The sequence below is a fragment of the Thermomonospora umbrina genome (assembly GCF_003386555.1).
Lineage (GTDB): Bacteria > Actinomycetota > Actinomycetes > Streptosporangiales > Streptosporangiaceae > Thermomonospora > Thermomonospora umbrina.
The window spans coordinates 5,916,874-5,940,328 of sequence record NZ_QTTT01000001.1; the positions used below are offsets into that span (position 1 = coordinate 5,916,874).

A 23,455-nucleotide genomic window follows, 5' to 3' on the forward strand; every position below is an offset into this window, starting at 1 on the left:
CTCCTCGCATCCCGGGGGGCGGACGGAAGCACGCGCGGAGGAACACTGCCACGACCGCGACACCGACGCCAACGCCCGAAGATCAGCGCGGGTCGTTCCAGGCCCTTCGGAGGGCGGCGTGGTTGTCGGTGATCAGAGCGGCGAGATCGCCGTCGTACAGGGAGTCCGGCACGTCCTGGGAGAAGATCTCCAGGACGCACGGCCCGCGGTATCCGGTGTCGAAGGCCGCGTGCAGCAGCCGGGACATGGGGATGTCGCCGGTGCCGACGCTGCGGCGATCGGCGTGGGAGCGCGGCGTGCGCCAGTCGCTGACCTGGAGGAGGGCGATCCGGTCGGCGGCGCTCCGCATGGCCTCGGCCAGGCCGGGCTCCTGCCACAGGTTCCACAGGTCCGCGCAGACCCCGAGGCCGTCGACGTCCACGCGTTCGACGAGCCGCACGGCCTGGGAGAACGTCCACACCGCCGTCTCCACGTTGAGCATCACGGGATGCAGCGGTTCGAGGGCGACGCGCACCCCGTGGTCGGCGGCGAACCGGGTCAGCGCCGCCAACCCCTCCTCGATCCGGTCGAGCGCGGCCGCCATGTCCCCGCCGGGCGCCGGACCGGTGTTGACCACGAAGGGAGCGCCCGGGGCGTACGGCGCGATCCGTTCGATGGTGCGGCGGAGGCGGTCCAGCCGATGCCGGGGATCGGCGGGCTCGGGCATCATCCGGCTCGCGAGCAACGTGCGCACGGCGGGCTGCACGGAGCAGACGCGCAGACCCGAGGCGGACAGCGCGGCGAGCTGCTCGTGCGCGCGCCGTTCGTCGAGCTTGGCCTCGCAGAGTTCGATGGCCTCGACGCCGAGCCGGGGATAGTGGTGGAGATCCTCCTCGAAGCTCCAGGGCGTCGTGGTGAACTCGTCGACGGCGTAGGCGAAGGGCAGCTCCGAAGGGCTCATCGGGAACCGCCCTCGCGGAGGAAGTCGGCGACGGTCTCGTCGAACCTGTCGGGCTCGTCCAGGAACAGCGCGTGCCCGCTCTCCTCGAAGAACACCGTCCGCGCGCCGGGGATCGCCCGCCCGACGTGGGCCGGCCCCTGCCAGGGCATCACCGCGTCGCGCCGGGCCACCAGGACCAGCGACGGCAGGGCGATCGTCGGCAGGAGATCGCGCCAGTCGAGCCGGGTGTGGTCGGCCATGACGGCGTTGCGGACGCGGGGCGGGCACTTGGCCATCTCCGCCAGCAGCAACCGCCGCTCGTCGTCGGGCAGGGGCCGATGCACGATGGTGTCGATCTGCTGCCGGTCGTAGTCCTCGGCGGCGAGCTCGATCTGCGTCTGGGTCCGGGCCAGCCCCGCGTCGTCGTAACAGGTCGCGTGGGCGTACGACCAGTCCGGGCCGTAGTACTGGCGCGGGGTCTGCTCGACGAAGACCGCCTGCGCCAACCGGTGCGCGCCGAACAGCTCCAGGTAGCTCCAGATCACCGGGCATCCCAGCGACCAGCCCAGCAGGGTCACGTCCGTGAGGTCGAGCGCCTCCAGAACGTCGTACACGTCCTTGGCCAGCCGGCCGACCCGGTAGCCGTGCCCGGGCTTGTCGGACTCGCCGTGGCCGCGCAGGTCGATGGTGACGACCCTGGCGTGGTCGGCGAGCCGCTCGGCGTTGCGGTGGAAGAACCGACCGCTGAACGTCCACCCGTGCAGCATGACCAGCGGGCGGCCGGCGCCGCGCTCCTCGTGGTGCAGCTCCGTGCCGTCACCGACCGCCGTACGGCTCATCGCGGCACCGTGTCGCCCAGCGCGGCGATCACGTCCGGGCCGTACCCGGCGGCGGCCAGCGGGTCGAGGACGTCGGAGCGCAGGTCGGGGAGGTACCCCAGCATGACGTCGGCGGGACCGGTGAACTCCACCTCGCCGAGCGCGGCGGGCAGCAGCAGCGTGCGGGCGGGCTCCAGGATGTCCGACCAGCCCTGCGCGTGGAAGCGCACGGGGCCGCCCACGTTGCTCAGGATCGTCGCCGTGGGGAGCGCGTGCCGTGCGGTCGTGCCCGCCGCGACGCGCCAGCGTTCCAGCGCGAAGTACGGGCTCGCGCAGCAGATGACCCGCTGGACGTCGTCGCCGGCGCGCAGCGCGAGGCCCGGCTGGAAGTCCGGGCGGGGCTCGGGTCTCCACTCCTCGATCAGCATGTCGATGTTGCGGCGCCACTCGTCCGGATCGAGCTCCGCGCCGTCCTCCATGCGCCACCGCATCGCGTGCTGCTGGATGTTCGACGTCTGCTCGATCTCGTACACCAGGGTGCCGGGGCCGAAGCGGTGCAACGTGCCCCCGGGGACGTAGATGGTCTGCCCGGCGCGCACGGGCAGCCGCCGCATCACCGTGTCGAAGTCGCCGCGCGACAGGGCCTCGCGGAGCGCGTCGGCGTCGACCCCCGGCTTGACGCCCGCGAGCGCGGTGGCCCCCGGCCGCGCGTCCAGGATGTGCCACGCCTCCGTCTTGCCGTTCGGCTGATCCTCCAGTCGCCGGGCCGTCTCGTCATCGGCGTGCAGGTGCACGGGCAGCGCACGGGTCGCGTCGATGAACTTGGTCAGCACCGGGAACCGGGCGCCGCGCCATCCGCGCCCCATCATCTCCTCGGGGTGCTCGGCGACCAGGCTCCGCAGCGACCGGCCCGCCAAGGGTCCCTCGTTCACCTCGGCCGCCTGCCCGTCGACGTCGCTGACCTCCCAGGTCTCGGCGACGCGTCCCGGCGGCAGGCCCGTCCGGCCCAGGCGCTCGGCGATCGCGTGCCCGCCGAACACGTGGGGCATGACCGGCGTGGTCAGCCTCAGCGGATACCAGTCCATGCCGTCCCCCCGGTTCACAGGATCGGGTTGCCGCCGGTCACCGGGATCCGGGCGCCCGACACGTAGCTGCCCTCGTCGCCGGCCAGCATCACGTAGACGGGGGCGAGTTCGGCGGGCTGCCCGGCGCGTCCCAGCGGAGTCTCCGACCCGAACGACTTCACCTGCTCGGGCGGCATGGTCGCCGGGATCAACGGTGTCCAGATCGGCCCGGGCGCGACGCTGTTGACCCGGATGCCCCGGGGCCCCAGCAACTGCGCGAGCGCGCCGACGAAGTTCGCGATGGCCGCCTTGGTGCAGTCGTAGGGGAGCAGCTTCGGCGGGGGCATGTCGGAGTTGATCGACGTGGTCGCGATGATGGACCCGCCCGCCTTCATGTGCGGCAGCGCCGCCTTGCACAGGTGGAACAGCGCGGAGATGTTCGTGGCGAACGTGTAGTCCCACTCCTCGTCGGGGATCTCCTCCAGCGAGTCGCGCGTCATCTGGTACGCCGCGTTGCTGACCAGCACGTCGATCCGACCGAACGCCCCCACGGCCTCGGCGATCACCTCACGGCAGTGCGCCGGCTCCGACAGGTCGCCGCGCACCAGGACGGCCTTGCGTCCGGCGTCCTCGACCAGCCGCGCGGTGTCCCGGGCGTCGTCGTCCTCGCTCAGGTAGGAGATCAGGACGTCGGCGCCCTCCCGCGCGTAGGCGATCGCGGCGGCGCGGCCGATCCCGCTGTCCCCGCCGGTGATGACGGTCGCCTTCCCGGTCAGCCGTCCCGAACCCCGGTAACTGTCCTCACCGCAGTCGGGACGCGGCGTCATCGCCGACTGCACCCCGGGCGGCCGCTGCTGTTGCGCGGGCTGGTTCACGATGACCTCCGTGACTCTGGTCTGCCCTCGGTCCCTCCGCTCACTACCCGTGACCTGGACCTTCATCGGCGGCCGGTCGTTCTTGGCCGGGATTTGAGGGTCGTGGGCGCGGTGGCGGTCGACGGGGACGCATGGACGCCGTGGCCGTGGAGATGATGGCCGCTGCCTGCGGTTCACGAGGAGGGCCGGGAGATGCAGCCGTACACGGCGACGCTGGCCGTTGTGGGACTGGGCGCTGCCGTGATCGCGGGGGCGTACGCGTTCGCCCGACTGGCGGCGTTCCCCGGGCCGGTGGGCGCCGGTCCGTTCCTGTCGGGCGCGCGGCCGGACGAGCACGCCGTGTCCCGGTATCACGTGCGCTGGTACGCCCTGACGATGGTCTTCCTCGCCTTCGACATGGAGATGATCTTCATGTTCCCGTGGGCGCTCGTCGTGGCGGAGGTGGGGACCGAGGCGGTCGTCGAGATGTTCGTCTTCCTCGGCCTGCTCCTGGTGGGGGTGGCCTACGCCTGGCGGGAGGGCGCGCTGCGATGGGCGTGACGGCCCGACTGGCGAGATTCGCCGCCCGCCGGCCGCGTGTCCACCTCGTGACGGCGCTCGGCGGAACGCCGGCGCGCCTGAGCACCGAGGTCGTGCTGCGGCGACGCGGTTGGCCGATCGTCGCGTCGCCGACGGCCGCCGGGTTGCTGGTCGTGTGCGGCGAACCGGATGCCGTCGTGGAACGGGCGTGCGCGACCGTCTGGGACGACCTCCCGAGCCCGCGCGGCCGGGCCGTGATCCCTCCGGACGCGCCCTCGGAACGGATCACGACCCTTCTCGACGAGGCGGCGATGACCCTCGGGGACGCCGACCTCCAACGGGTGGACGCGCTCGATCACCCCATGACACCGTTCGAACCGGCGATGGCGGACCGCGGTCCCGATCGGGACGGGTTGAGGCTCGATCGGCTTCATGTGCCGCTCGGGCCGGTCCTCGCCCATTGGCCGGCGGGGCTCGTGGTGCGCACGACGTTGCAGGGCGATGTGATCGAGGAGGCCGAGATCCCCTCACGCCTCCCGACGGGCACGGACGGGGGATCGTTCTGGGACGAGCCTTGGCGGAGGAGCGCCGCGGGGGAGACGGTCTCGCGGGGCGCGGCGGAGCGTCGGAGGGCCGCGGCTCACCTGGACGGCCTCGCCCGGTTCCTCTCCCTGGCGGGCTGGGAGGCGGCGGCAGGGCCGGCCCGCCGGCTGCGCGACGGGCTGCTGGCGGAGGCTCCCGCCGGCGAGGTCGGCCCCCGGATCCGGCGGCTGTGCCGGAGGGTCGGACGGTCGCGGGTGCTCTCCTGGATGACGCGCGGGCTCGGGGTCATCGATGAGGAGCCGGTCGCCCGGTACGGGCTCGTCGGGCCTGCGGCGCGTCATCCCGGTGACGTGGCGGCGCGGATCCACGGGTGGCTGGAGGAGATCGAGGCCGCCGTCGCGCGGCTGGACGACGAAGAGGCCCTGGACGACCTCGAGGGACCGCGTGGTCCGGTGGATCAACGGCCCAGCGCGGGCCTGGTCGAGGTTCTGCCGGCCGTGGTGACGGGCGCGGAGTTGGCCGGGGCTCGGCTGATCGTGGCGAGCCTGGATCCCGACCTCGACCAGCTCGCCGTGGAGGTGGCCCGTGTCTGAGGCGACGCCGGTGTGGGCCGTCGCGGCGCTGCCCGTGGCCTTGGGCCTGTTGACGTTGGGGGCGGCGGCGTTCGACGGCGTCCTGGCGGGGAGACGGGCGGGTCACGCCGGCGTGGCGGGCGCCGCCGTCGGCCCGTTACGGGAGGCCGCGCGGCTGCTCGTGCAGTCCCGGCGCACGACGCTCGCCTCCGATGGGCTGCTGCTGAGGGCCGGTGCCGTGAGCCTGCCCGTCGCGGCGCTGCTGGCCGTGGTGGTCGTCCCGTTGGGGGACGTGGCGGTGGCCGACATGACGGTCGGCGTGGTCTGGTTCAACGCGATGGAGGTGGTGGCCTGGGCCTCGGTCTGGCTCGTGGGCTGGGGCCCGAACTCGGTGTACGGGCTGGTGGGCGGCTACCGGTTCATCGCGCAGGGCCTGGCGTACGAGCTGCCGCACATGTTCGCGCTCATCACGGTGGCGGTCGGGGCGGGTTCGCTCCAGGTGAGCGAGGTCGCCGATGCCCAGGCCGGGTCGTGGTTCGCGGTCTGGATGCCGGTGGCCTTCGTCGTCTATCTGATGTCGGTGCTCGCGATGGCGTTCTGGGGCCCGTTCGGCCAGGCGGTCGCCGACGACGTGGCCGGTGGGGCGGTCGCGGACCTGTCGGGCGTGGACCGGCTCGTCTTCCTCTCCGGAAGGTACGCGTTGTTGGTCGCCGGGGCCGCGTTCGCCGTTCCGGCGTTCCTCGGGGGAGGGGCCGGTCCGCTGTTGCCGGCGGGCGTCTGGGTGTCGGTCAAGGTCGTCGCGGTGTCGGGCGCGCTGGTGTGGGCGGGGCGGCGGCTGCCGCTGGTGCGGATGGATCGCTTCGCGCAGTTCGCCTGGGTGGTGCTGATCCCGGCCTCGCTGCTGCAGTTGCTCGTCGTGTCGATCGCGGTGCTGTGAGGGGGTGGACATGCAGGTGGTGGCGTTCTGGGTGCTCGCCGTCGGCGCGGTCGCGGGCGGTGTCGCGGTCTTCGTGGTCGACTCGATGGCGCGGGCGACGTTCGCGCTGCTGGTGTCGTTCCTGTGCGTCGGGGGCACGCTGTCGCTGATCGAGCTGCAGTACCTCGGCGTGCTGGTCGTGCTGATGATGATCATGGAAATGCTGATCATGGCGGTGTTCATGATCATGTACATGATGAACCCGGCCGGGCTGATGCCGATGACCATGGTCCACAACCCCCGGGGCGCGGCGGCGGTCGCCGGGTCGGTGTTCGCCGGGCTGGCGGCGGGCGTGTTCCTGACGCCTTGGCCGGACCGCCGGGGAACGCCGCCGCCGGATCCGACCCGGGCCCTCGGCGAGGCGATCATGGGCCCGAAGATGCTCGTGATGATGGTGATCGGCGTCGCCATCCTGGCCACGATGATCGCCTCCGTGGTCCTCGCGACCCATCGCGGCCGATATGACCGCCATGGCGACGAGTTGCGCGAGAGGCGGCCCGCCGATCCGGGTGGGGGCGGGGCATGAGCCTGGAGGCGTTCCTGCTGTCGGCCTCGGCGTTGTTCGCGGTCGGGCTGTACGGCGCGTTGTCGCAGCAGTCGATCGTGATGCTGATGATGGGCCTGGAGCTGATGGTCAACGGCATCGTGGTGGCGGGGGCGGCGTTCTGGTTCCACGTGTCGCCCACGGAGCCCGACGGGCAGGTGGTGGTCCTCGTGGCGATCACCGTGATGGCGCTGGAGATGGCCATGGGGTTCGCCGTCGTGACCGCGTTGTTCCGGGCCCGCGACGTCGACGTCACCGACGACGCGGGGGACCTCAGAGGATGAGCGTTCTCGGATGGGCGCTGCCCTTCGTCCCCGCTGTGGCGGGCGGAGTGCTCGCCGTCTGCGGACGGCGGGCCGATCGGTTCGCACCGGGCGTCGCCCTTCTCGTGGCCTGCGTGACGTTGGGCCTGGCGATCGCGGCCGCGGTGACGCGTCCGGTGGTGCGGGCTCCCATGTTCGAGGGGCTTCCGGTCGGCATGGCGGTCGACGGGCCGTCGGCCGTCATGGTCGTGACCGTCGCGGGCGCGGCGCTCGCCGTTCTGGTCTTCGCCGCCGGTGAGCCGGCGGTCGGCGAGGCGAGGGCGCGGTTCTTCGGGCTGATGCTGGTGTTCGTCGGCGCGATGCTCGTCACCGTCACCGCGACCGATCTGGCGTTGCTGCTCATGGCGTGGGAGGTCATGGGCGCGATGTCGTACGCGCTCATCGGCTTCTGGTGGCACGAGCCCGAACGGGTGCGTTCGGCGAACATCGCGTTCCTGACCACCAGGGCCGGCGACATGGGCCTGTACGTCGCGGCGGGGGCGGCGCTGGCGGGGAGCGGGACGCTCACCCTCGCCCGGCTCACGGAGGGACGTGACCCGTGGGTCGATCTGGTCGCGGCGGGCGTCGTCGCGGCGGCGCTGGGCAAGTCGGCGCAGCTTCCGTTCTCGTTCTGGCTGTCGCGGGCCATGGCCGGTCCGAGTCCGGTGTCGGCGCTGCTGCACTCGGCCACGATGGTCGCCGCCGGGGCCTACCTGCTGCTGCGGCTGGAGCCGTTGCTCGCCGCGACGGGGTGGGCGGCACCGCTGGTGGCCTGGGTCGGCGCGGCCACGGCGTCGCTGCTCGGCGCGGTGGCCCTCGCCCAGACGGATCTCAAGCAGTTGCTGGCGGCCTCGACCTGCGCCCAGATCGGGTTCATGGTCATGGCCGCCGGGGTCGGAGCGGTGGCCGGCGGGACCGCGCATCTCGTGGCGCACGCCGCCGTCAAGAGCCTCCTGTTCCTCGGAGCCGGCGCGTGGCTGACCGCGCTGGGCACCAAGGACCTGTCCGAACTGCACGGCGCGGCCCGCCGCCACCGGCTCGTGGGGATCACGTTCGCGGTGGGCGCGCTGGCCTTGGCGGGCGTGCCGCCGCTGTCGTTGTGGATCACCAAGGACACGGTGCTGACGGCGGCGGCCGAGGAGTCCACGGCCCTGTACGTCGTCGGCCTGGCGGCGGCGGTCGTCGCGGCGGCCTACGCGGTCAAGGCCCTGGCGGCGGTCGTCCGTCCCGCCGACGCGGCGACCGCGTTCGACACCGAGCAGACGGGGACCCGTCGGGTCGGCCCGCTGGAGAACGCGCCGCTGCCCCTCCTCGCGGTGGTCGCGGCGGGGTTCGGGCTCGTGGGGATCCCCGCCGTCTGGGACGCCTGGAACCGACTCGTCGGCGGCCCGGCCGAGCACGCGCCCGCACCGGTCGCCCTCGCCGTCTCCGGTGGAGCGGCCCTCGCGGCCGCGTACGCGGCGGCCCGGCTCGGACCCCGCGTCCCGCGTCCCTCGGTGTCGGCCGACTGGCTCCACTTGGAAAGGGCCGTCGACCTCATCCTCACGCGGCCGGTCCTCGCCCTCGCCGACGCCCTCGCGCGATTCGACGACAAGGTCGTCGACGGTGCCGTCCGTTCCACCGCCACGGCCGGGAGGCGACTGGCGGCCGTCGTCGATCGCGGTGTGGAGGTCCCCGTGGACGGGATCGTTCGCGGGATCGGGCGCGGTGTCGGGCACGTCGGCGATCTGGCGCGCCGACCGCAGACCGGACAGGTCCACACCTATTACGCCCAGGCCGCCGTGCTGTTGATGGTGCTGGCCGTCATCCTCCTCCTGGTCCGGTGACCGTGCTCTCCACAGCGATCTTCCTGCCGTCGCTCGTCGCGCTCGTGCTCGCCGTCCTGCCCCGGGCGACCGATCGGCTGGTCGCCCGGACGTGGATCGCCGCCTGCGCGGTCGACCTCGCGCTCCTCCTGACGTTGTGGGCGGGATACGACCGGGGCCTGGACCACGAGACGAACCTGACGTGGATCCCCTCGGTCGGCGCGGGCTACCACGTGGGCGTGGACGGGCTGTCGCTGCCGCTGCTGGCGCTGACGGGAGTGCTGTTCCTGGCCTGCGCCGTCTCTTCGCTGCGGCGAACGCGTCGGCTCCGGGCGTTCGCCGCCCTGTTCCTGGCCCTGCAGACCGTGTGCCTGGGGTTGTTCGCGGCGCTCGACCTGCTGCTGTTCTTCGTGTTCTTCGACCTGTCGATCGTCGGGATGTACTTCGTCATCGCCGGCTGGGGTCACGGCGACAACGTGCGGTCGGCGCTGAAGTTCTTCCTCTACACCTTCCTGGGGTCGTTGGCGCTGCTGCTCGGGTTCATCGCCCTGTACCTGGGGGCCGAACCGCACACCTTCGACATGGTGGAGCTGACCCGCACACCGCCGCTGGCGGACTCTCCCGGCCCGGCCGCCCTGGCGCTGCTCGCGATCGGGATCGGTCTGGCGATCAAGACGCCCGTCGTTCCCGTGCACACCTGGCTGCCGCCGGCGCACACCGACGCGCCGGCCGCCGGCTCCGCCGTCCTCGCCGGGATCCTGCTGAAGATGGGCGCGTACGGGCTGGTGCGCATCGCCATGCCCATGCTCCCGGAGGCGTGGCGGAGGTACGCGTGGCTGATCATCGGGATCGGTCTGGTCAGCGTCCTGTACGGCGCGCTGGTCGCCCTGGCACAGGAGAACGTCAAACGCCTCATCGCCTATACCTCCGTCAGCCACATGGGCTACATCGTGCTCGCCCTCGGCGCGGCCGGGGCGGTCGCGGGGGACGCCGCCGCGCATCGGCTGGCGGTGACGGGCGCCGTCACCCAGATGGTCAGCCACGGATTGATCACCGGCGCGCTGTTCCTGCTCTCGGGCGTCCTCTACGACCGCGGCCACGACTACGCGATGGGACGGTACGGGGGCCTCGCGGGGAGGGCACCGGTCTTCGCCGGGCTGATGACGGTCGCGGCGTTCGCGTCCCTGGGCCTCCCGGGGCTGTCGGGGTTCATCGCGGAGTTCCAGATCTTCACCGGCGCCATCGGCGGCGGGACCACCTGGGCGGCCGTCGCGGGAGCCGTGGCGGTCCTCGGCGTCCTCATCACGGCCGGGCTGTTCCTGCGCCTGCTGCACCGGACGCTGCTCGGCGCGCCGGGCCCGCTCACCGGCCGGATGACCGACACCCGGGCCCACGAGGTCCTCGCGGTCGCGCCCCTCCTGCTGCTGTCGCTGGTCATCGGGGTCGCGCCGAGGTTCCTGCTCGACCTGATCGAGCCCGCGTCCGCCGCCGTCGTGTCCCTGGTGGCGCGATGACCATGATGAACGAGAACCCGGCCGACCTGCTGCCGGAGCTGCTCCTGTTGGGCGCGGCCGTGCTCGGGCTCCTGGCCGGCCTGTTCCTGCCCCGCCGACGGCAGTGGGCCGTCGCGGTCCTGTGCGCCGTCGGACCGATCGCCGGCCTGGTCGCGGCGGCCCTGCCCGTCGGCGACGCGGACCTGACGACGTTCGACGCGTTCGCGATCGACCCGATCACCCATGCCGTGCGGCTCACCGTCCTGGGCGCGACCCTGCTGGTGCTGGCCCTGGCGGCGGGCCCGATGCGCGGGAACGCCCGCGAGACCGAGGCGTACGTGCTGATCCTGCTGGCCTCGCTCGGGACGATCGCGATGGCCGCCGCCTCCGACCTGCTGGTGTTCGTCGCCGCCTACCTCCTGGCGAGCATCCCCGCGTACGCCCTCGCGGGGTTCGCCAAGGACGCCCGAGGGACCGAGGCGTCCATGAAGTACTTCCTGATGGGCGCGCTGCTCGGCATCGTGATGCTGGCCGGCGTCACGCTGCTGTACGGGGTCGGCGGCGGCACCTCGTACGAGACCCTCCGGGAGGGATTGGGGGAGGCTCCCGGCGGGGTCGTCGCGGTCGGCGTGGTGGCGTTGTTCGCCGGGGTGTCGTTCAAGGCGGGTGCCGTTCCCGCGCACCACTGGGTGCCGGACGTCACCGAGGGAGCCCCGCCGGTCGTGGCCGCGTTCGTCACCACCGTCCCGAAGGTCGGCGCGCTGGCGGCGGCGTTCCGGATCGCGCAGGAGGTCCTCGCCGGCACCGCCGTCGACTGGCGGCTGCTCGTCGCCGTGGTCGCGGCGGGCACCATGACGCTGGGCAACCTCGCGGCCTTCGCTCAGACCAACGTGCGGCGGCTGCTGGCGTACTCGACGATCAGCCAGGCCGGCTACCTGCTCGTCCCGGTGGCCGTGGCGGGTCGCACCGACCTCGCCGAGCCCGCGCTGCTGTTCTACCTGGCCGCCTACGCGGTCACCAACGTCGGGGCCTTCGCCGTGGTCGTGGCGTGGGGCGGTGACGAGCTGTCCGACCACGCCGGGCTGGTACGGCGCTCGCCCGCACTGGCGCTCTCCTTGGCCGTGTGCCTGCTCGGCCTCATCGGGACGCCGCCGACCGCGGTGTTCGTCGGCAAGGTGCTGGCCTTCGCCGCCGCGATCGACGGCGCGTACACCTGGCTCGCCGTCGTCGCGGCGGTCAACACGGTCGCCAGCGTCTTCTACTACCTGCGCTGGATCGCCCCGGTCTTCGGTCGGGCCCCCGCGGAACGCCGTCCGATCGCCGGGGAGACCCTCGTGATCGCCTGCACGGCCGCCGTCCTCTCCGTGGTCCTGGGGATCGGCAGCGGTGTCGCGTTCACTCTGGGATGACGAGGATCGTCACGCGTCCGCCAGTCTGCGGGCGGGCAGCGGACCCGTGGGCAGGGCGCCGACGCCGGCGTCGCCCGCCCTCAGCAGCGCGAGGTAGCGGGACCTCGGGACGAGCCGTGCGCCCAGGAGCCTGGCGTGGTCGCCGTCCTGTTGCACGTCGACGGCGGTCCCGCCGGCCTCGGCGAACCGCCGCACCAGGTCGGCGACCGCCACCTTGCCGGCGCCGCTGCGCAGGGTGAACTGGGAGTCGGCGCTGAAGACCCTCCCGACCCGCACGCCGTACGTCCCGCCGATCAGCTCGTCGCCGTCCCACACCTCGACGCTGTGCGCGTGCCCGGCCTCGTGCAGCCGGCGCATCGAGGCGCACAGCGCGTCGGTCATCCACCGCGGGTCACGGTCGGCGCGGCAGTGCTCGAGCACCCGGTCGAAGCACGCGTCGACCGTGGTGCGCCAGTCGACCCTGTTGCGCAGGTGCTGCCGCAGGCTCCGCTGCGCCCGGGCCCGATCGACGAGGATGACCGGCCGGGGATCGGGCGAGCACCAGGCGACCGCGTAGGGATCGCGATCGCCCGCCCCGTCGAGCACCCGGATCCGCCCGGCGGCGACGTCCGCCCGGTAGGCCCTCCGACGGAGGGCTCGCCGCTCGGCGGTCGCGGTCGGGAAGGGGTACAGCCCATGCCGGTACGCGTCGAGGAGGCACTCGGGGCCCAGATCGTCATGGAAGGCGACCGGCCCGTCGGAGGGGGCCCGGGCCAGGTCGAGCGAACTCCAGATCGACATGCCGCCGGGACCCCGCCTCACCCCGCGTCGCCCCCGGCCCGTCGTGCGCGGACCGCCTCGGCGACCCTCGTCGCCGCCCGCTGCGGATCCTCGTGCTCCCAGACGCGGATGACGAGCCAGTCGGCCTCCGCGAGCAGCCGGTCGGTCTCGGTGTCCCGTCGGCGGTTGACCTCGACCTTCTCGGCCCAGTAGTCGGCGTTGGTGCGGGCCTTCGTGTGGTGCTCCGGGCAGCCGTGCCAGAAGCAGCCGTCGAGGAAGACCGCGACCCGCGCCCTCGTGAACGCCAGGTCGGCGGTGCGGCGGACGCTCCGCAGCGGCCGGAACGACACCCGGTAGCGCAGGCCGAGCGCGTGCACCGCGCGTCGCAGGGCGAGCTCGGGTTTGGTGTCCCGGCCCTTGTTCGCCCGCATGCTCTTCCGGACGCCCTCGCTGGAGGCCCCCACCGGCCTGACGGCTGCCATGCCCCCACATTAGGGACACTCGGTCGCCCTCGCGGCGGCAACGCCCGAAAAGGCGCCCACGGTCCGTTCGGAACCGACTCCGGGGTAGGATGAGCCGCCATGACCGCCCGCCCCAACAGCACCATCAATGTCATCGATCTGTTCGCTGGCTGCGGCGGTTTCACCCAGGGATTCCGGGAGTTCAGAGCCGCCCCGCACGCCTCCGCGTCGCCCTTTCGCACGGTCGGGGCCGTGGAGCTGGACATGGCCGCCGCGTCGACGTACGCGGTGAACTTCGCGGACGAGATCGGGGATTGCGGGCGCATCTTCGCCGGCCCGGAGAACGGCGACATCACCCGCTGGAATCCGGCCGTGCTCGACGTGGACGTCGACGTCATCCTCGGCGGCCCGCCCTGTCAGGGATTCTCCGGCCTGGGCAAGGAGGACCGGGACGACCCGCGCAACAAGCTCTGGCGCGAATATCTGCGCGTCGTCAACGCGCTCCGCCCCAAGGTCTTCGTGATGGAGAACGTGGACAGGTTCTTCGGGTCACCGGAGTTCCAGGAGCTCCGCCGCACCCTGAAAGAGGAGTCGGAACGCCCCGACGGACAACTCCGCGATTACCATTTGGAGTCCGGGGTCCTCAATTCCGCCGATTACGGCGTCCCCCAGGCACGCCGCCGGACGATCATCCTGGCGACGCGACGGGACCTGATCGACCTGCATCCCGACGGGACCCCGCTGACCCACCCGAGGCCCACCCACCGCAAGCAGGAGAAGACCGTCGGGGGCGCCCTCGTCGACGCCGAGGACGTCTTCGCCCCGTGGGTCCCCGCCGGCACGGTGTTCGCGGAGACCCCGAGGCGGACCCGGACCACCGAGCTCCCCGAGGGCACCGCCGCCCCGCTGGGCCAGGAGCTGCCGGGGCCGTTCAGGACGATCGACCTGCACATCGGGCGGAACCCGACCGCCCTGTCCCTGGCCAGATACGCCGCGATCCCGCCCGGCGGCAACCGGCACGACCTGCCCCCGAGGCTCTCCACGGAGAACTGGCTCAACCACCGCAGCGGCTCCGGCGACGTCATGGGACGGTTGCACTGGGATCGGCCCTCGGTGACCATCAGGACCGAGTTCTACAAGCCGGAGAAGGGCCGGTACCTCCACCCGTTCGAGGACCGGCCCATCACCCACCTCGAGGCGGCCCTGCTCCAGGGCTTTCCGCCGGACTTCCGCTGGTGCGGGAGCAAGGTGCAGATCGCCCGCCAGATCGGCAACGCCGTACCCGTCGGTCTGTCGCGGGCCATCGCGCGTCAGGTGCACGCGTACTTCGCCGCGACCGGTCGACTGAGCCGGCCGGTCATGTCCGCGTCCGCCTGAGGCGCCCCGAGACCCCGGGACGTCCGGGTCGGCCGGCGCGGGCCGACCCGGACGTCGTGGGCCGTGGGATCAGGACAGGTCGAACCGGTCCAGGTTCATCACCTTGTCCCACGCCGCGACGAAGTCGTTCACGAACTTCTCCTTCGCGTCGTCACTCGCGTAGACCTCGGCGAGGGCGCGCAGCTCGGAGTTCGACCCGAAGACGAGGTCGGCTCGGGTGCCGGTCCACTTGACCGCGCCCGTGGCGGTGTCGCGCCCCTCGAACGTGGTCGCGTCCTCCGACGTCGCCTTCCACGTCGTGCCCAGGTCGAGCAGGTTGACGAAGAAGTCGTTGGTCAGCGACCCGGGGGTCGCGGTGAGGACGCCGTGCCGCGACTGCCCGTGGTTGGCCCCCAGGACGCGGAGACCGCCGACGAGGACCGTCAGCTCGGGGGCGCTCAGGGTCAGCAGATTGGCCCGGTCGATGAGCAGGTACTCGGCCGGCAGCCGGTTGTCCTTTCCGAGGTGGTTGCGGAACCCGTCGGCGGTCGGCTCGAGCGCCGCGAACGACTCCACGTCGGTCTGCTCCTGCGACGCGTCGACCCGGCCCGGCGTGAAGGGCACCTCGACGTCGAAACCGGCGGCCTCGGCCGCCCGCTCCACCGCCGCTCCACCGGCGAGCACGATCAGGTCGGCGAGGGAGACCTGCTTGCGGCCGGTCTGGGAGGCGTTGAACGCCTTCTGGATCCCCTCCAGCGTGGTCAGCACCGTCGCCAACCGGTCGGGCTCGTTGACCTCCCAGTCGTTCTGCGGCGCGAGCCGGATGCGCGCGCCGTTGGCACCGCCGCGCTTGTCGCTGCCGCGGAAGGACGAGGCGGACGCCCACGCGGTCGCCACGAGCTGCGGCACCGACAGGCCCGAGGCGAGGACCTGGGCCTTGAGGGACGCGACGTCGTCGGCGTCGATCGGCTCGTGCGTCGCCTCGGGGAGGGGGTCCTGCCACAGCAGCGTCTCGGTCGGGACCTCCGGGCCGAGGTAGCGCACGACCGGACCCATGTCGCGGTGGGTGAGCTTGAACCACGCGCGGGCGAAGGCGTCCGCGAACTCGTCGGGGTGCTCCAGCCAGCGTCGGGTGATCTGCTCATAGATCGGGTCCACGCGCAGGGCGAGGTCGGTCGTCAGCATCGTGGGGGCATGGCTCTTCGAAGGGTCGTGGGCGTCGGGGACGGTGCCCGCGCCGCCGCCGTCCTTCGGCCTCCACTGGTGCGCCCCCGCGGGGCTCTCGAACAGCTCCCACTCGTAGCCGTAAAGGATCTCCAGGAAGCTGTTGTCCCACGTCACCGGGGTGTTCGTCCACGTGCCCTCGAGGCCGCTGGTGATCGTGTCGCCGCCCTTGCCGGTGCCGAAGGAGTTCTTCCAGCCGAGGCCCTGCTCCTCCAGCGAGGCGGCCTCGGGGTCGGCGCCGACGTGGTCGGACGGGCCCGCGCCGTGGGTCTTGCCGAACGTGTGCCCGCCCGCGATCAGGGCGGCCGTCTCCTCGTCGTTCATCGCCATCCGGCGGAACGTCTCCCGGATGTCGCGGGCGGAGGCGAGCGGGTCCGGGTTGCCGTTCGGGCCCTCCGGGTTGACGTAGATGAGGCCCATCTGGACCGCGCCCAGGGGCTTCTCGAGCTCCCGGTCGCCGGAGTACCGGTCGTCGCCGAGCCAGGTGGACTCCGGACCCCAGTAGACGTCCTCTTCCGGCTCCCACACGTCCTCACGGCCGCCGGCGAAGCCGAACGTCCGGAAGCCCATCGTCTCCAGGGCGACGTTGCCGGCGAGGACCATGAGGTCGGCCCACGAAAGGCTCTGGCCGTACTTCTTCTTGACCGGCCACAGCAGGCGGCGGGCCTTGTCGAGGTTCGCGTTGTCGGGCCAACTGTTGAGGGGGGCGAAACGCTGCTGGCCGGCCCCGGCGCCGCCGCGGCCGTCGCTGATCCGGTAGGTGCCGGCGCTGTGCCACGCCATCCGGATGATGAACGGGCCGTAGTGGCCGAAGTCGGCGGGCCACCAGTCCTGCGAGGTGGTCAGCACCTCGGCGATGTCCTGCTTCACCGCCGGGAGGTCGAGGGTCTCGAACGCCTTCGCGTAGTCGAACTCCTCGCCGAGCGGATTGGCCACGGCGGGGTTCTTCGCGAGGATCTTCAGGTTGAGCCGTTCCGGCCACCACTGGCGGTTCCCGCCGCCCTGCGTCGGGTGCGGGGCGCGCCCGTGCGGGACCGGGCAACCGCCCTCGCCGTCGGTCTTCGGGTCGACGACGATCGCGTCGTGGTTCTCGGTCATGACAATCCTTCCGAGGCTGGGCGGACCATGAGTCCTCAGGCTTCGCGTGCGGTGGAGCAGTCGGGGCACAGGCCCCAGTAGATGACCTCGGCCTCGTCGATCACGAAGCCCCGGTCGTTGGACGCGGTCAGGCACGGCACCTCGCCGACCGCGCAGTCGACGTCGGCGACGGCCCCGCACGACCGGCACACGACGTGGTGGTGGTTGTCCCCGACCCGCCCCTCGAACCGGGCCGGGCTGCCGGCCGGCTCGATGCGGCGCACCAGCCCCGCCGCGGTGAGCGCATGGAGCGCCTCGTACACGGCCTGGAGGGAGACGTGCCCCACCCGGTCGCGCACGCCGGAGGCGATCGCCTCGACACCGAGGTGGTCACCGTGCCGAACGGTCTCGAGCAGCGCGACGCGGGCGGCCGTCACCCGCAGGCCCGCGCCGCGCAGCTCCTCGGCGGGGGTCGGGGTCTGGGATGCGGTCATGACACCCAAGCTACCCGCCTAAACACGAATCGTTCAAGACAGCGAACCATCCAAGTTTGGAACGTCGCGCCGCCGGCGGCCGGTCGCGGGTACGGGAACGCGGGCTCCTCACCGCATGAGCCGGGGGCTGCACCGACGCGGCCGACCATCACCGCACATGACCGGCCGCCGGGGGATCCGTTTCGCGGACGGCAAGTCGTCAATCCTCAGCCGTTCCGCACGGCTCGTCGCCACGGGTCCCATGCCCCGTCGGCGCTCTCCCGGGATCACCGAGACCTCATTCGAATGGCCATGGCCCAAGAGGCCCGAAGAAGTCGTATGATCAGAAGGCTTCTCTGGACGGGACCCCGCTACGAGAGATACCGGGTCAGACTACATTCGACCGGCCAGAGAAAAGATGAGCCACGCAACCGACGTTGTGTGGCTCATCTGTTGCTCCCCGAAGGGACATCCGGTGCGTTCATCGCCCGCCGGGGGTCAGGACGGCGGCCGCGAGTGCGCCGACGGCGGCGACGATCGCGGCGAGGGTGAAGCCATGGGTGAATCCCGACAGGGTGTCCCCGACGAGGCTCGCCGCCGCGACGCTGGAGATGACGGCCGCTCCAAGGGACGCGCCGAACTCGTGGAATGTGCTGACGATCCCGGAGGCGATGCCGGATTCGTGGGGGGCGACCCTTCCGAGGGCGGTCGCCGCCGCGACGACGAAAACGGCGCCGGTCCCGGCCCCGGCGATCGTCGTGCCGGCCACCACGGTCGCGGGATGCGTCGACACGGCGGGGATCGCCAGGCCGATCGCGGCGGTCAACAGTCCGACCACGGCGAGCGGGCGCGCCCCCGCGCGGGCGATGGCGCGGCCGGTGAGGTCGGCCCCGAGCATCGTGGCGACCGCGACCGGGAGGAACAGCAGGCCGGTCCGCAGCGCGCCGTAGTCCCGGGCGTGCTGGAAGTAGAACGTGCCGAGGAAGAACACGGCGATCATGAGCGCGGTCGCCGTCAGGATGAGGAACGCGCCGGTGGCCACCGGCCGTCGGGCCAGCAGGGCGACGTCCATCATCGGTGACCTCGCGGTCTTCTGCCTGATCACGAACGCCAGGTAGCCGACCGCCGCCGCCGGCACGAGCCCTCCGGTCGCGATGGTCGACCAGCCGTGGTCTCCGGCGCGGATGAGCGCGTAGATCAGGGCGCCGGAGGAGGCGGTGACCAGCAGCGCGCCGAGCACGTCGAGCCCGGGGCGGGGCGTGGTCACGCGCCGGCGCGGCAGCATCCGGGCCAGCGCGACCCAGATCGCCAGCCCGATGGGCACGTTGACGTAGAAGACCCACGCCCAGCCCGGCCCGGCGGTGAGCAGCCCTCCCAGGAGCACGCCGAGGGCCGCGCCGCCGCCTCCCAGTGCGGACCAGACGCCGAGCGCCTTGTTGCGCTCATCGCCGTCGAAGAGGCCCACCACCAGGGACAGGGCCGACGGGGACAGCAGCGCCGCGCCGACCCCTTGGGCGACGCGGCCGCCCAGCAGCAGGCCGGCCGAGTCGGCGAACCCCGTCGCCAGGGACGCCGCCGTGAAGATCAGCAGGCCCGCGAGCACCACCCGCCGGGCGCCGACCAGGTCGGCCAGCCGTCCGCCGAGCAGCATCAGACCGCCGAACGTCAACGTGTAGGCGCTGACCGTCCACGTCACCGCCTGGCGGCCCAGCTCCAGGTCGGTCTCGATGTGCGGCAGCGCGATGGCCACGACGGTGACGTCGAGGATCAGCATCAGTTGGGCCACGCCGAGGAGGCCCAGGATGCGCCATCGCAGCGGATGGGCCTGCGCGGCCTGCGCGGACGTGTCGTTCGTCTGTCGTGTCATCGGAGCCTCTCCCTGTAACTCGTATGTCGGAGTACGACTTACAGCGGCGAGGGTAACACGTACATTCCCGTACGAGTTAGACTGGTGGCATGCCTACCGCCGCAGCCGGCCCGCGTCGGCGCGCAGACGCCGAGCGCAGCATCGCCCGCATCATCGCCGCGGCCCGCACGAGCCTGAGCGGTGATCCGAACGCGAGCATCGAGGACATCGCCAAGGCCGCCGGAGTGGGCCGGATGACGCTCTACGGCCACTTCCGCACCCGCGCGCAACTCGTCGAGGCCGCCCTGGTCGACGCCCTGGCCGCCGGTGAGCGGGCGCTGTCGGCCGTCGACCTCACGGGCGACGCGCGCGAGGTGCTGGCCCGGTTGCTCGACTCGAGCTGGTCCCTGGTGGCCGAGTCCACGGCCCTGTTGACCGCCGCCCAGGGCACGCTGCCCGCCGGACGCGTCCGCGAGCTGCACGCGGCCCCGGCCCAGCGCATCGAGGAGCTCGTCCGCCGCGGCCAAGACCAGGGCGTCTTCCGCACCGACATGCCGATCGCCTGGCTCGTCGATGTCGTCCACCACGTCCTGCACGGCGCCGCGGAGGCGACCCGCACCGGCCGCCTGGCTCAGAAGGACGCCGCCCGCGTCGTCACCGTGACGATCCAGTCGATCCTGGCCGCCCCCTCACCGGCCCCCCACGGGCCGGAGTGACCCCCCCGGTCTACGGGCGCGGCTTGTGGGGCCTGCCATCAAGGCGCGTAGGCCGTCCCTGGAGCCGATTCTCACGGGAACGGGTGCGCCGCCGGGGCCGTCAGCGGTCGGTGGGGAGCAGCTCGGCGATGAGGCCCTCGATGCGGTGGCGGATGTCGTCGCGGATGGGGCGTACGGCGTCGACGCCCCGGCCGGCGGGGTCGTCGAGTTTCCAGTCGAGGTAGCGCTTGCCGGGGAAGTAGGGGCAGGCGTCGCCGCAGCCCATGGTGATGACGACGTCGGAGGCCTGGACGGCCTCGATGGTGAGGACCTTGGGGGTCTCGCCGGCGATGTCGATGCCGTCTTCGGCGAGGGCCTCGAGGACGGCGGGGTTGATCCGGTCGGCGGGTTCGGAGCCGGCGGAGCGGACCTCGATGCGGTCGCCGGCGAGGTGGGTGAGGTAGGCGGCGGCCATCTGGGAGCGTCCGGCGTTGTGGACGCAGACGAACAGGACGCTGGGCTTGTCGGTCATCGGTTCCCCGGATCGATCGGAGGGGCGGAGGGGGGGAAGAAGCGGCGGGCCCACAGGCTGACGTAGACGAGGGCGACGAGGACGGGGACCTCGATGAGGGGACCGACGACCCCGGCGAGGGCCTGGCCGGAGGTGACGCCGAACACTCCGATGGCGACGGCGATGGCGAGCTCGAAGTTGTTGCCCGCCGCCGTGAACGCCAGCGTGGCGGACCGGTCGTACGGCAGGCGCATGGCCCGGCCGAGGGCCAACGAGCCGCCCCACATGACGGCGAAGTACACCAGCAGCGGAAGGGCGATGCGGGCGACGTCGGCCGGGCGCGAGGTGATGGTGTCGCCCTGCAACGCGAACAGGATCACGATGGTGAACAACAGCCCGTACAAGGCGACCGGCCCGATCCGGGGCAGGAAGCGCTCCTCGTACCAGGGCCGGCCCTTGGCGCGTTCCCCCAGCGCGCGGGACAGGTACCCGGCCAGCAGCGGGACACCGAGGAAGATCAGCACGCTCAGGGCGATGTCCCACGGCGACACGTCGAGCCGCGCGCCCTCCAGGCCCAGCCAGGACGGCACCGCCTCCAGGTAGAGCCAGCCGAGGGCGGCGAACGCGAACACCTGGAAGACCGAGTTGAGGGCGACGAGCACGGCGGCGGCCTCCCGGTCGCCGCACGCGAGATCGTTCCAGATGATCACCATGGCGATGCACCGCGCCAGGCCCACGATGATCAGACCGGTGCGGTACTCGGGCAGGTCCGGCAGCAGCAGCCACGCCAGCGCGAACATCAACGCCGGACCGACCACCCAGTTCAACACGACGGAGCCGACCAGCAGCCGCCGGTCGCCGGTCACGGAGCCGAGCCGGTCGTAGCGGACCTTGGCCAGCACCGGGTACATCATCAGCAGCAGACCCAGCGCGATCGGCAGCGACACCCCGCCGACCCGCACCGCGTCCAGGCCGTCGTCCAGCCCCGGCACCGCCCGGCCGAGCAACAGCCCGACACCCATCGCGACGCCGATCCACAGGGGCAGGAACCGATCGAGGAACGACATGCCCGCGACCACGCCCGACCGCGCGGTCGTTCTCGGACCGGCGGCATCCTGCTCGACCGCGTGGGGCATGGCGACCTTCCCTTTCGGGTGGCTCGACGGCGGGGAGCGCGAGGCGACCCGATCGGGCGTGGAGGGCCGGATCCGGCGGGGAGGGACGGTCACCTGGGACGACCGTTTCCTCCCGGCTCGCTGCATTCACATAGATATACATCTATTTCGATGGATGTCAATGTGGTGGCGGCGGTCAGCCCATGAGGCGCGTCAGGTCGTTCAGGAGGCGGAGCGTGTCGAGACGCTCGGCGCTCACGGTGTACCAGACCCAACTGCCGCGCCGGTCGCGGACGACCAGGCCCGCGTCGCCGAGGATCTTCAGATGGTGGCTGATGGTGGGCTGGGTCAGGCCCAGGGCGGCCGTGAGGTCGCACACGCACGCCTCGCCGCTCGGGCTGTCCCGGATCATGCCGAGCAGTTGGAGCCGGGTGGGATCGGCCACCGCCTTGAGCAGGTGGGCGATGCGGGCGGCCTCGTCCCGGTCCATCGGGGTGAGCGGGGGACGGCCGTGGCAGGCGTCCATGGCCGGGTCGGGGGACTCCGCGAGGGGCAGGGCGCTGACATGGGTCACCGTCTCAGTGTATGGACGGAGGTCGTCCCGAGCGGTTTCGGCGCTTGCATCCTGTACCGAGGTACGGGCTTACCGTCGGGACATGGGTCGCCGCGCGGGCGACCCGGACGAGGAGCTGCGCGGATGGCCGAGTCCGAGACGCCGATCATGTGCACGCTGCCGCCGAACGACCTGGTGCGGCGGCTGGCGGAGTTCGAGGCCCTGTTCGCCGAGGACCTGACGAGGGTGGAGCGGCGGCCCCTGCTGCTGCGGTTGACCTTCGCCGCCGCCGACACCGGACGGGAGGCGGTGATCCGGGACCTGTTCGCGGCCGAGGAACGGTGCTGCGCGTTCCTCTCGTTCGCCCATGAGCGGACCGCGGCCGGGCTGGTGGTGGAGGTCACCGCTCCGCCGGAGGCCGGGTCGACACTGGACGAGCTGCACGCCCTGGCCACGGGAAGAGTGCGATGAGCGGCGCCCATGAGGGGCTCCGCAGCGGCCAGGTCGCCGAAGCCGCCGGGGTGAACCCGCAGACCCTGCGGTACTACGAACGGCGGGGCCTGGTGGCCGAACCCCGGCGGACCCTGGGCGGGCACCGGCTGTATCCGGCCGAGACGGTCACGATCCTGAGGGTGATCAAGACGGCGCAGCGGCTCGGGTTCACCCTGGAGGAGGTCGCCGACCTGCTGGACACCGCCCGCCACCGGCACGGCGCTCGTCCCGACACGGGCCTGCCCGAACGGGCGCGGGCGAAGCTGCTGGAGGTCGAACGGCGCATCGCCGACCTCCAGGTCATCCGCGCCACGCTGCGGGAGGCGATCGACGCCGGCTGCGACGACCTGCTGGCCTGCGCCGATCGGCCGCGCTGCCCGCTGCCCTTCGTCGACCTGGCCCGCCCCGCCCGCCCCGCCGGCCGCGCCGGAGCGGAGGGCTGAGGCCCGGTACGGTGGCGATCATGTCCGTCGCCCGGTCCCTGCTGCTGTTCGTCCTCGCCGCCGTCGCGGAGATCGGCGGCGCCTGGCTGATCTGGCAGGGCGTGCGCGAGCACCGCGGCACCTGGTGGATCGGCGCGGGTGTCGTCGCCCTCGCCGCGTACGGGTTCGTCGCCACGTTGCAGCCGGACGCCCACTTCGGGCGCATCCTGGCCGCCTACGGTGGCGTGTTCGTCGCGGGCTCCCTCGCCTGGGGCATGGCCATGGACGGCTTCCGGCCCGATCGATGGGACGTCGCCGGGGCCCTCGTCTGTCTGCTCGGCGTCGCGGTCATCATGTACGCGCCCCGCACCTGACCCCGCATCGCGGACCCCGACCGGTCGACCGGACCGACGGCGACCACCGTTGCGGCCGTCGGGAGATGTCCCCTCCGCCGTCGCTCGTCCGTCGTACGGGTGAGAGCGAGACCGCGACCGGCGTGCGGGTGGCCGGCGGCCGGGAGAACGGGCCGCCTCACCGACGCGCCGGCCGCCGGCTGCCGGTCTGACCGGACACCTTGCGCACGAGGAGGTCGAGGCGCTGCCGCTGATCGTCACCGAGGGGCAGTGGTGGCG

Annotated in this window: 25 protein-coding genes; 13 read left to right on the forward strand and 12 right to left on the reverse strand. The window is 72.5% G+C overall.

Annotation, left to right across the window (positions count from 1 at the left end; all coding sequences use genetic code 11):
- Nucleotides 1-82: 82 nt before the first annotated feature.
- The 4 genes from DFJ69_RS26515 to DFJ69_RS26530 are packed head-to-tail and all read right to left on the reverse strand — an operon-like array spanning nt 83 to nt 3,676.
- Complete coding sequence (locus DFJ69_RS26515; protein ID WP_116025097.1) at nt 83-940, reverse strand: sugar phosphate isomerase/epimerase family protein; 858 nt, start codon at nt 938-940, stop codon at nt 83-85.
- The gene (locus tag DFJ69_RS26520) at nt 937-1,758 is read right to left on the reverse strand and encodes an alpha/beta fold hydrolase (protein ID WP_211328775.1); all 822 of its coding nucleotides are present in this window, start codon (nt 1,756-1,758) and stop codon (nt 937-939) included. Before DFJ69_RS26520 ends, DFJ69_RS26515 begins: the two co-directional genes overlap by 4 nt.
- Nucleotides 1,755-2,822 (reverse strand): type I phosphomannose isomerase catalytic subunit, encoded by a 1,068-nt coding sequence (locus tag DFJ69_RS26525; RefSeq protein ID WP_116026943.1) that lies wholly within the window; start codon nt 2,820-2,822, stop codon nt 1,755-1,757. The genes DFJ69_RS26520 and DFJ69_RS26525 overlap by 4 nt, the downstream gene beginning before the upstream one ends.
- 14 nt (nt 2,823-2,836) lie before the next feature.
- Nucleotides 2,837-3,676: an SDR family oxidoreductase gene (locus DFJ69_RS26530; RefSeq protein ID WP_116026944.1), complete on the reverse strand. Its 840-nt coding sequence runs from the start codon at nt 3,674-3,676 to the stop codon at nt 2,837-2,839.
- Nucleotides 3,677-3,868: 192 nt separating this feature from the next.
- Here DFJ69_RS26530 and DFJ69_RS26535 point away from each other — a divergent pair, with 192 nt between their 5' ends.
- The 8 genes from DFJ69_RS26535 to DFJ69_RS26570 are packed head-to-tail and all read left to right on the forward strand — an operon-like array spanning nt 3,869 to nt 11,839.
- The gene (locus DFJ69_RS26535) at nt 3,869-4,216 is read left to right on the forward strand and encodes an NADH-quinone oxidoreductase subunit A (RefSeq protein ID WP_116025098.1); all 348 of its coding nucleotides are present in this window, start codon (nt 3,869-3,871) and stop codon (nt 4,214-4,216) included.
- Nucleotides 4,207-5,331, forward strand: coding sequence for a hypothetical protein (locus tag DFJ69_RS26540; RefSeq protein WP_116025099.1), 1,125 nt, complete (start codon nt 4,207-4,209; stop codon nt 5,329-5,331). Before DFJ69_RS26535 ends, DFJ69_RS26540 begins: the two co-directional genes overlap by 10 nt.
- Nucleotides 5,324-6,247: an NADH-quinone oxidoreductase subunit H gene (locus tag DFJ69_RS26545; RefSeq protein ID WP_116025100.1), complete on the forward strand. Its 924-nt coding sequence runs from the start codon at nt 5,324-5,326 to the stop codon at nt 6,245-6,247. Before DFJ69_RS26540 ends, DFJ69_RS26545 begins: the two co-directional genes overlap by 8 nt.
- 10 nt (nt 6,248-6,257) lie before the next feature.
- Nucleotides 6,258-6,812, forward strand: a complete 555-nt coding sequence (locus tag DFJ69_RS26550; protein WP_116025101.1) for an NADH-quinone oxidoreductase subunit J — start codon at nt 6,258-6,260, stop codon at nt 6,810-6,812.
- Complete coding sequence (nuoK, locus tag DFJ69_RS26555; RefSeq protein ID WP_116025102.1) at nt 6,809-7,114, forward strand: NADH-quinone oxidoreductase subunit NuoK; 306 nt, start codon at nt 6,809-6,811, stop codon at nt 7,112-7,114. The genes DFJ69_RS26550 and nuoK overlap by 4 nt, the downstream gene beginning before the upstream one ends.
- The gene (locus DFJ69_RS26560; protein WP_116025103.1) at nt 7,111-8,958 is read left to right on the forward strand and encodes an NADH-quinone oxidoreductase subunit 5 family protein; all 1,848 of its coding nucleotides are present in this window, start codon (nt 7,111-7,113) and stop codon (nt 8,956-8,958) included. Before nuoK ends, DFJ69_RS26560 begins: the two co-directional genes overlap by 4 nt.
- A complete protein-coding gene (locus DFJ69_RS26565; protein WP_245974587.1) occupies nt 8,955-10,451 on the forward strand; it encodes a complex I subunit 4 family protein in 1,497 nt (498 codons plus the stop codon). The genes DFJ69_RS26560 and DFJ69_RS26565 overlap by 4 nt, the downstream gene beginning before the upstream one ends.
- The gene (locus DFJ69_RS26570; RefSeq protein WP_116025104.1) at nt 10,448-11,839 is read left to right on the forward strand and encodes an NADH-quinone oxidoreductase subunit N; all 1,392 of its coding nucleotides are present in this window, start codon (nt 10,448-10,450) and stop codon (nt 11,837-11,839) included. The genes DFJ69_RS26565 and DFJ69_RS26570 overlap by 4 nt, the downstream gene beginning before the upstream one ends.
- A gap of 9 nt (nt 11,840-11,848) precedes the next feature.
- Here the strand turns inward: DFJ69_RS26570 and DFJ69_RS26575 are convergent, their stop codons facing one another.
- On the reverse strand, nt 11,849-12,619 hold the full coding sequence (locus tag DFJ69_RS26575; protein ID WP_116025105.1) for a leucyl/phenylalanyl-tRNA--protein transferase: 771 nt from the start codon (nt 12,617-12,619) through the stop codon (nt 11,849-11,851).
- A gap of 17 nt (nt 12,620-12,636) precedes the next feature.
- Nucleotides 12,637-13,080 (reverse strand): very short patch repair endonuclease, encoded by a 444-nt coding sequence (locus DFJ69_RS26580; RefSeq protein WP_116025106.1) that lies wholly within the window; start codon nt 13,078-13,080, stop codon nt 12,637-12,639.
- Nucleotides 13,081-13,179: 99 nt separating this feature from the next.
- Here DFJ69_RS26580 and DFJ69_RS26585 point away from each other — a divergent pair, with 99 nt between their 5' ends.
- Nucleotides 13,180-14,436 (forward strand): DNA cytosine methyltransferase, encoded by a 1,257-nt coding sequence (locus tag DFJ69_RS26585; protein ID WP_116025107.1) that lies wholly within the window; start codon nt 13,180-13,182, stop codon nt 14,434-14,436.
- A gap of 69 nt (nt 14,437-14,505) precedes the next feature.
- Here the strand turns inward: DFJ69_RS26585 and katG are convergent, their stop codons facing one another.
- The 3 genes from katG to DFJ69_RS26600 all read right to left on the reverse strand — a co-directional run bounded on the left by katG (nt 14,506) and on the right by DFJ69_RS26600 (nt 19,056).
- The gene (gene katG / locus DFJ69_RS26590) at nt 14,506-16,737 is read right to left on the reverse strand and encodes a catalase/peroxidase HPI (RefSeq protein ID WP_116025108.1); all 2,232 of its coding nucleotides are present in this window, start codon (nt 16,735-16,737) and stop codon (nt 14,506-14,508) included.
- A 35-nt stretch (nt 16,738-16,772) separates the two neighbouring features.
- Nucleotides 16,773-17,210 (reverse strand): Fur family transcriptional regulator, encoded by a 438-nt coding sequence (locus DFJ69_RS26595; protein WP_116025109.1) that lies wholly within the window; start codon nt 17,208-17,210, stop codon nt 16,773-16,775.
- 460 nt (nt 17,211-17,670) lie between these two features.
- On the reverse strand, nt 17,671-19,056 hold the full coding sequence (locus DFJ69_RS26600; protein WP_116025110.1) for an MFS transporter: 1,386 nt from the start codon (nt 19,054-19,056) through the stop codon (nt 17,671-17,673).
- 89 nt (nt 19,057-19,145) lie between these two features.
- Between DFJ69_RS26600 and DFJ69_RS26605 the strand changes: the two genes are divergently transcribed.
- Nucleotides 19,146-19,751 (forward strand): TetR/AcrR family transcriptional regulator, encoded by a 606-nt coding sequence (locus DFJ69_RS26605; RefSeq protein ID WP_116025111.1) that lies wholly within the window; start codon nt 19,146-19,148, stop codon nt 19,749-19,751.
- 100 nt (nt 19,752-19,851) lie between these two features.
- Here the strand turns inward: DFJ69_RS26605 and DFJ69_RS26610 are convergent, their stop codons facing one another.
- The 3 genes from DFJ69_RS26610 to DFJ69_RS26620 form a co-directional block, all read right to left on the reverse strand.
- Nucleotides 19,852-20,262 carry an arsenate reductase ArsC gene (locus DFJ69_RS26610; protein ID WP_116025112.1) on the reverse strand — a complete coding sequence of 137 codons (411 nt, stop codon included), beginning with the start codon at nt 20,260-20,262 and terminating at the stop codon, nt 19,852-19,854.
- On the reverse strand, nt 20,259-21,308 hold the full coding sequence (gene arsB / locus DFJ69_RS26615) for an ACR3 family arsenite efflux transporter (RefSeq protein WP_245974790.1): 1,050 nt from the start codon (nt 21,306-21,308) through the stop codon (nt 20,259-20,261). The genes DFJ69_RS26610 and arsB overlap by 4 nt, the downstream gene beginning before the upstream one ends.
- A 244-nt stretch (nt 21,309-21,552) precedes the next feature.
- Entirely contained in the window at nt 21,553-21,930 is a 378-nt protein-coding gene (locus DFJ69_RS26620) for an ArsR/SmtB family transcription factor (protein WP_245974588.1), read from the reverse strand.
- 123 nt (nt 21,931-22,053) lie between these two features.
- Here DFJ69_RS26620 and DFJ69_RS26625 point away from each other — a divergent pair, with 123 nt between their 5' ends.
- The 3 genes from DFJ69_RS26625 to DFJ69_RS26635 are packed head-to-tail and all read left to right on the forward strand — an operon-like array spanning nt 22,054 to nt 23,197.
- A complete protein-coding gene (locus tag DFJ69_RS26625; RefSeq protein WP_116025114.1) occupies nt 22,054-22,380 on the forward strand; it encodes a hypothetical protein in 327 nt (108 codons plus the stop codon).
- Nucleotides 22,377-22,844, forward strand: a complete 468-nt coding sequence (locus DFJ69_RS26630; protein WP_116025115.1) for a MerR family transcriptional regulator — start codon at nt 22,377-22,379, stop codon at nt 22,842-22,844. The genes DFJ69_RS26625 and DFJ69_RS26630 overlap by 4 nt, the downstream gene beginning before the upstream one ends.
- Before the next feature lie 20 nt (nt 22,845-22,864).
- The gene (locus DFJ69_RS26635) at nt 22,865-23,197 is read left to right on the forward strand and encodes a YnfA family protein (protein ID WP_116026947.1); all 333 of its coding nucleotides are present in this window, start codon (nt 22,865-22,867) and stop codon (nt 23,195-23,197) included.
- The last annotated feature ends 258 nt before the right edge of the window (nt 23,198-23,455 follow it).

What these genes read in the sequence shown, in the direction of transcription:
- DFJ69_RS26515 (WP_116025097.1), bottom strand. Translation starts at nt 940, where the DNA reads ATGAGCCCTTCGGAGCTGCCCTTCGCCTACGCCGTCGACGAGTTCACC.
- DFJ69_RS26520 (WP_211328775.1), bottom strand. Translation starts at nt 1,758, where the DNA reads ATGAGCCGTACGGCGGTCGGTGACGGCACGGAGCTGCACCACGAGGAG.
- DFJ69_RS26525 (WP_116026943.1), bottom strand. Translation starts at nt 2,822, where the DNA reads ATGGACTGGTATCCGCTGAGGCTGACCACGCCGGTCATGCCCCACGTG.
- DFJ69_RS26535 (WP_116025098.1), top strand. Translation starts at nt 3,869, where the DNA reads ATGCAGCCGTACACGGCGACGCTGGCCGTTGTGGGACTGGGCGCTGCC.
- DFJ69_RS26540 (WP_116025099.1), top strand. Translation starts at nt 4,207, where the DNA reads ATGGGCGTGACGGCCCGACTGGCGAGATTCGCCGCCCGCCGGCCGCGT.
- DFJ69_RS26550 (WP_116025101.1), top strand. Translation starts at nt 6,258, where the DNA reads ATGCAGGTGGTGGCGTTCTGGGTGCTCGCCGTCGGCGCGGTCGCGGGC.
- nuoK (WP_116025102.1), top strand. Translation starts at nt 6,809, where the DNA reads ATGAGCCTGGAGGCGTTCCTGCTGTCGGCCTCGGCGTTGTTCGCGGTC.
- DFJ69_RS26560 (WP_116025103.1), top strand. Translation starts at nt 7,111, where the DNA reads ATGAGCGTTCTCGGATGGGCGCTGCCCTTCGTCCCCGCTGTGGCGGGC.
- DFJ69_RS26570 (WP_116025104.1), top strand. Translation starts at nt 10,448, where the DNA reads ATGACCATGATGAACGAGAACCCGGCCGACCTGCTGCCGGAGCTGCTC.
- DFJ69_RS26575 (WP_116025105.1), bottom strand. Translation starts at nt 12,619, where the DNA reads ATGTCGATCTGGAGTTCGCTCGACCTGGCCCGGGCCCCCTCCGACGGG.
- DFJ69_RS26580 (WP_116025106.1), bottom strand. Translation starts at nt 13,080, where the DNA reads ATGGCAGCCGTCAGGCCGGTGGGGGCCTCCAGCGAGGGCGTCCGGAAG.
- DFJ69_RS26585 (WP_116025107.1), top strand. Translation starts at nt 13,180, where the DNA reads ATGACCGCCCGCCCCAACAGCACCATCAATGTCATCGATCTGTTCGCT.
- katG (WP_116025108.1), bottom strand. Translation starts at nt 16,737, where the DNA reads ATGACCGAGAACCACGACGCGATCGTCGTCGACCCGAAGACCGACGGC.
- DFJ69_RS26595 (WP_116025109.1), bottom strand. Translation starts at nt 17,210, where the DNA reads ATGACCGCATCCCAGACCCCGACCCCCGCCGAGGAGCTGCGCGGCGCG.
- DFJ69_RS26600 (WP_116025110.1), bottom strand. Translation starts at nt 19,056, where the DNA reads ATGACACGACAGACGAACGACACGTCCGCGCAGGCCGCGCAGGCCCAT.
- DFJ69_RS26605 (WP_116025111.1), top strand. Translation starts at nt 19,146, where the DNA reads ATGCCTACCGCCGCAGCCGGCCCGCGTCGGCGCGCAGACGCCGAGCGC.
- DFJ69_RS26610 (WP_116025112.1), bottom strand. Translation starts at nt 20,262, where the DNA reads ATGACCGACAAGCCCAGCGTCCTGTTCGTCTGCGTCCACAACGCCGGA.
- arsB (WP_245974790.1), bottom strand. Translation starts at nt 21,308, where the DNA reads ATGTCGTTCCTCGATCGGTTCCTGCCCCTGTGGATCGGCGTCGCGATG.
- DFJ69_RS26625 (WP_116025114.1), top strand. Translation starts at nt 22,054, where the DNA reads ATGGCCGAGTCCGAGACGCCGATCATGTGCACGCTGCCGCCGAACGAC.
- DFJ69_RS26630 (WP_116025115.1), top strand. Translation starts at nt 22,377, where the DNA reads ATGAGCGGCGCCCATGAGGGGCTCCGCAGCGGCCAGGTCGCCGAAGCC.
- DFJ69_RS26635 (WP_116026947.1), top strand. Translation starts at nt 22,865, where the DNA reads ATGTCCGTCGCCCGGTCCCTGCTGCTGTTCGTCCTCGCCGCCGTCGCG.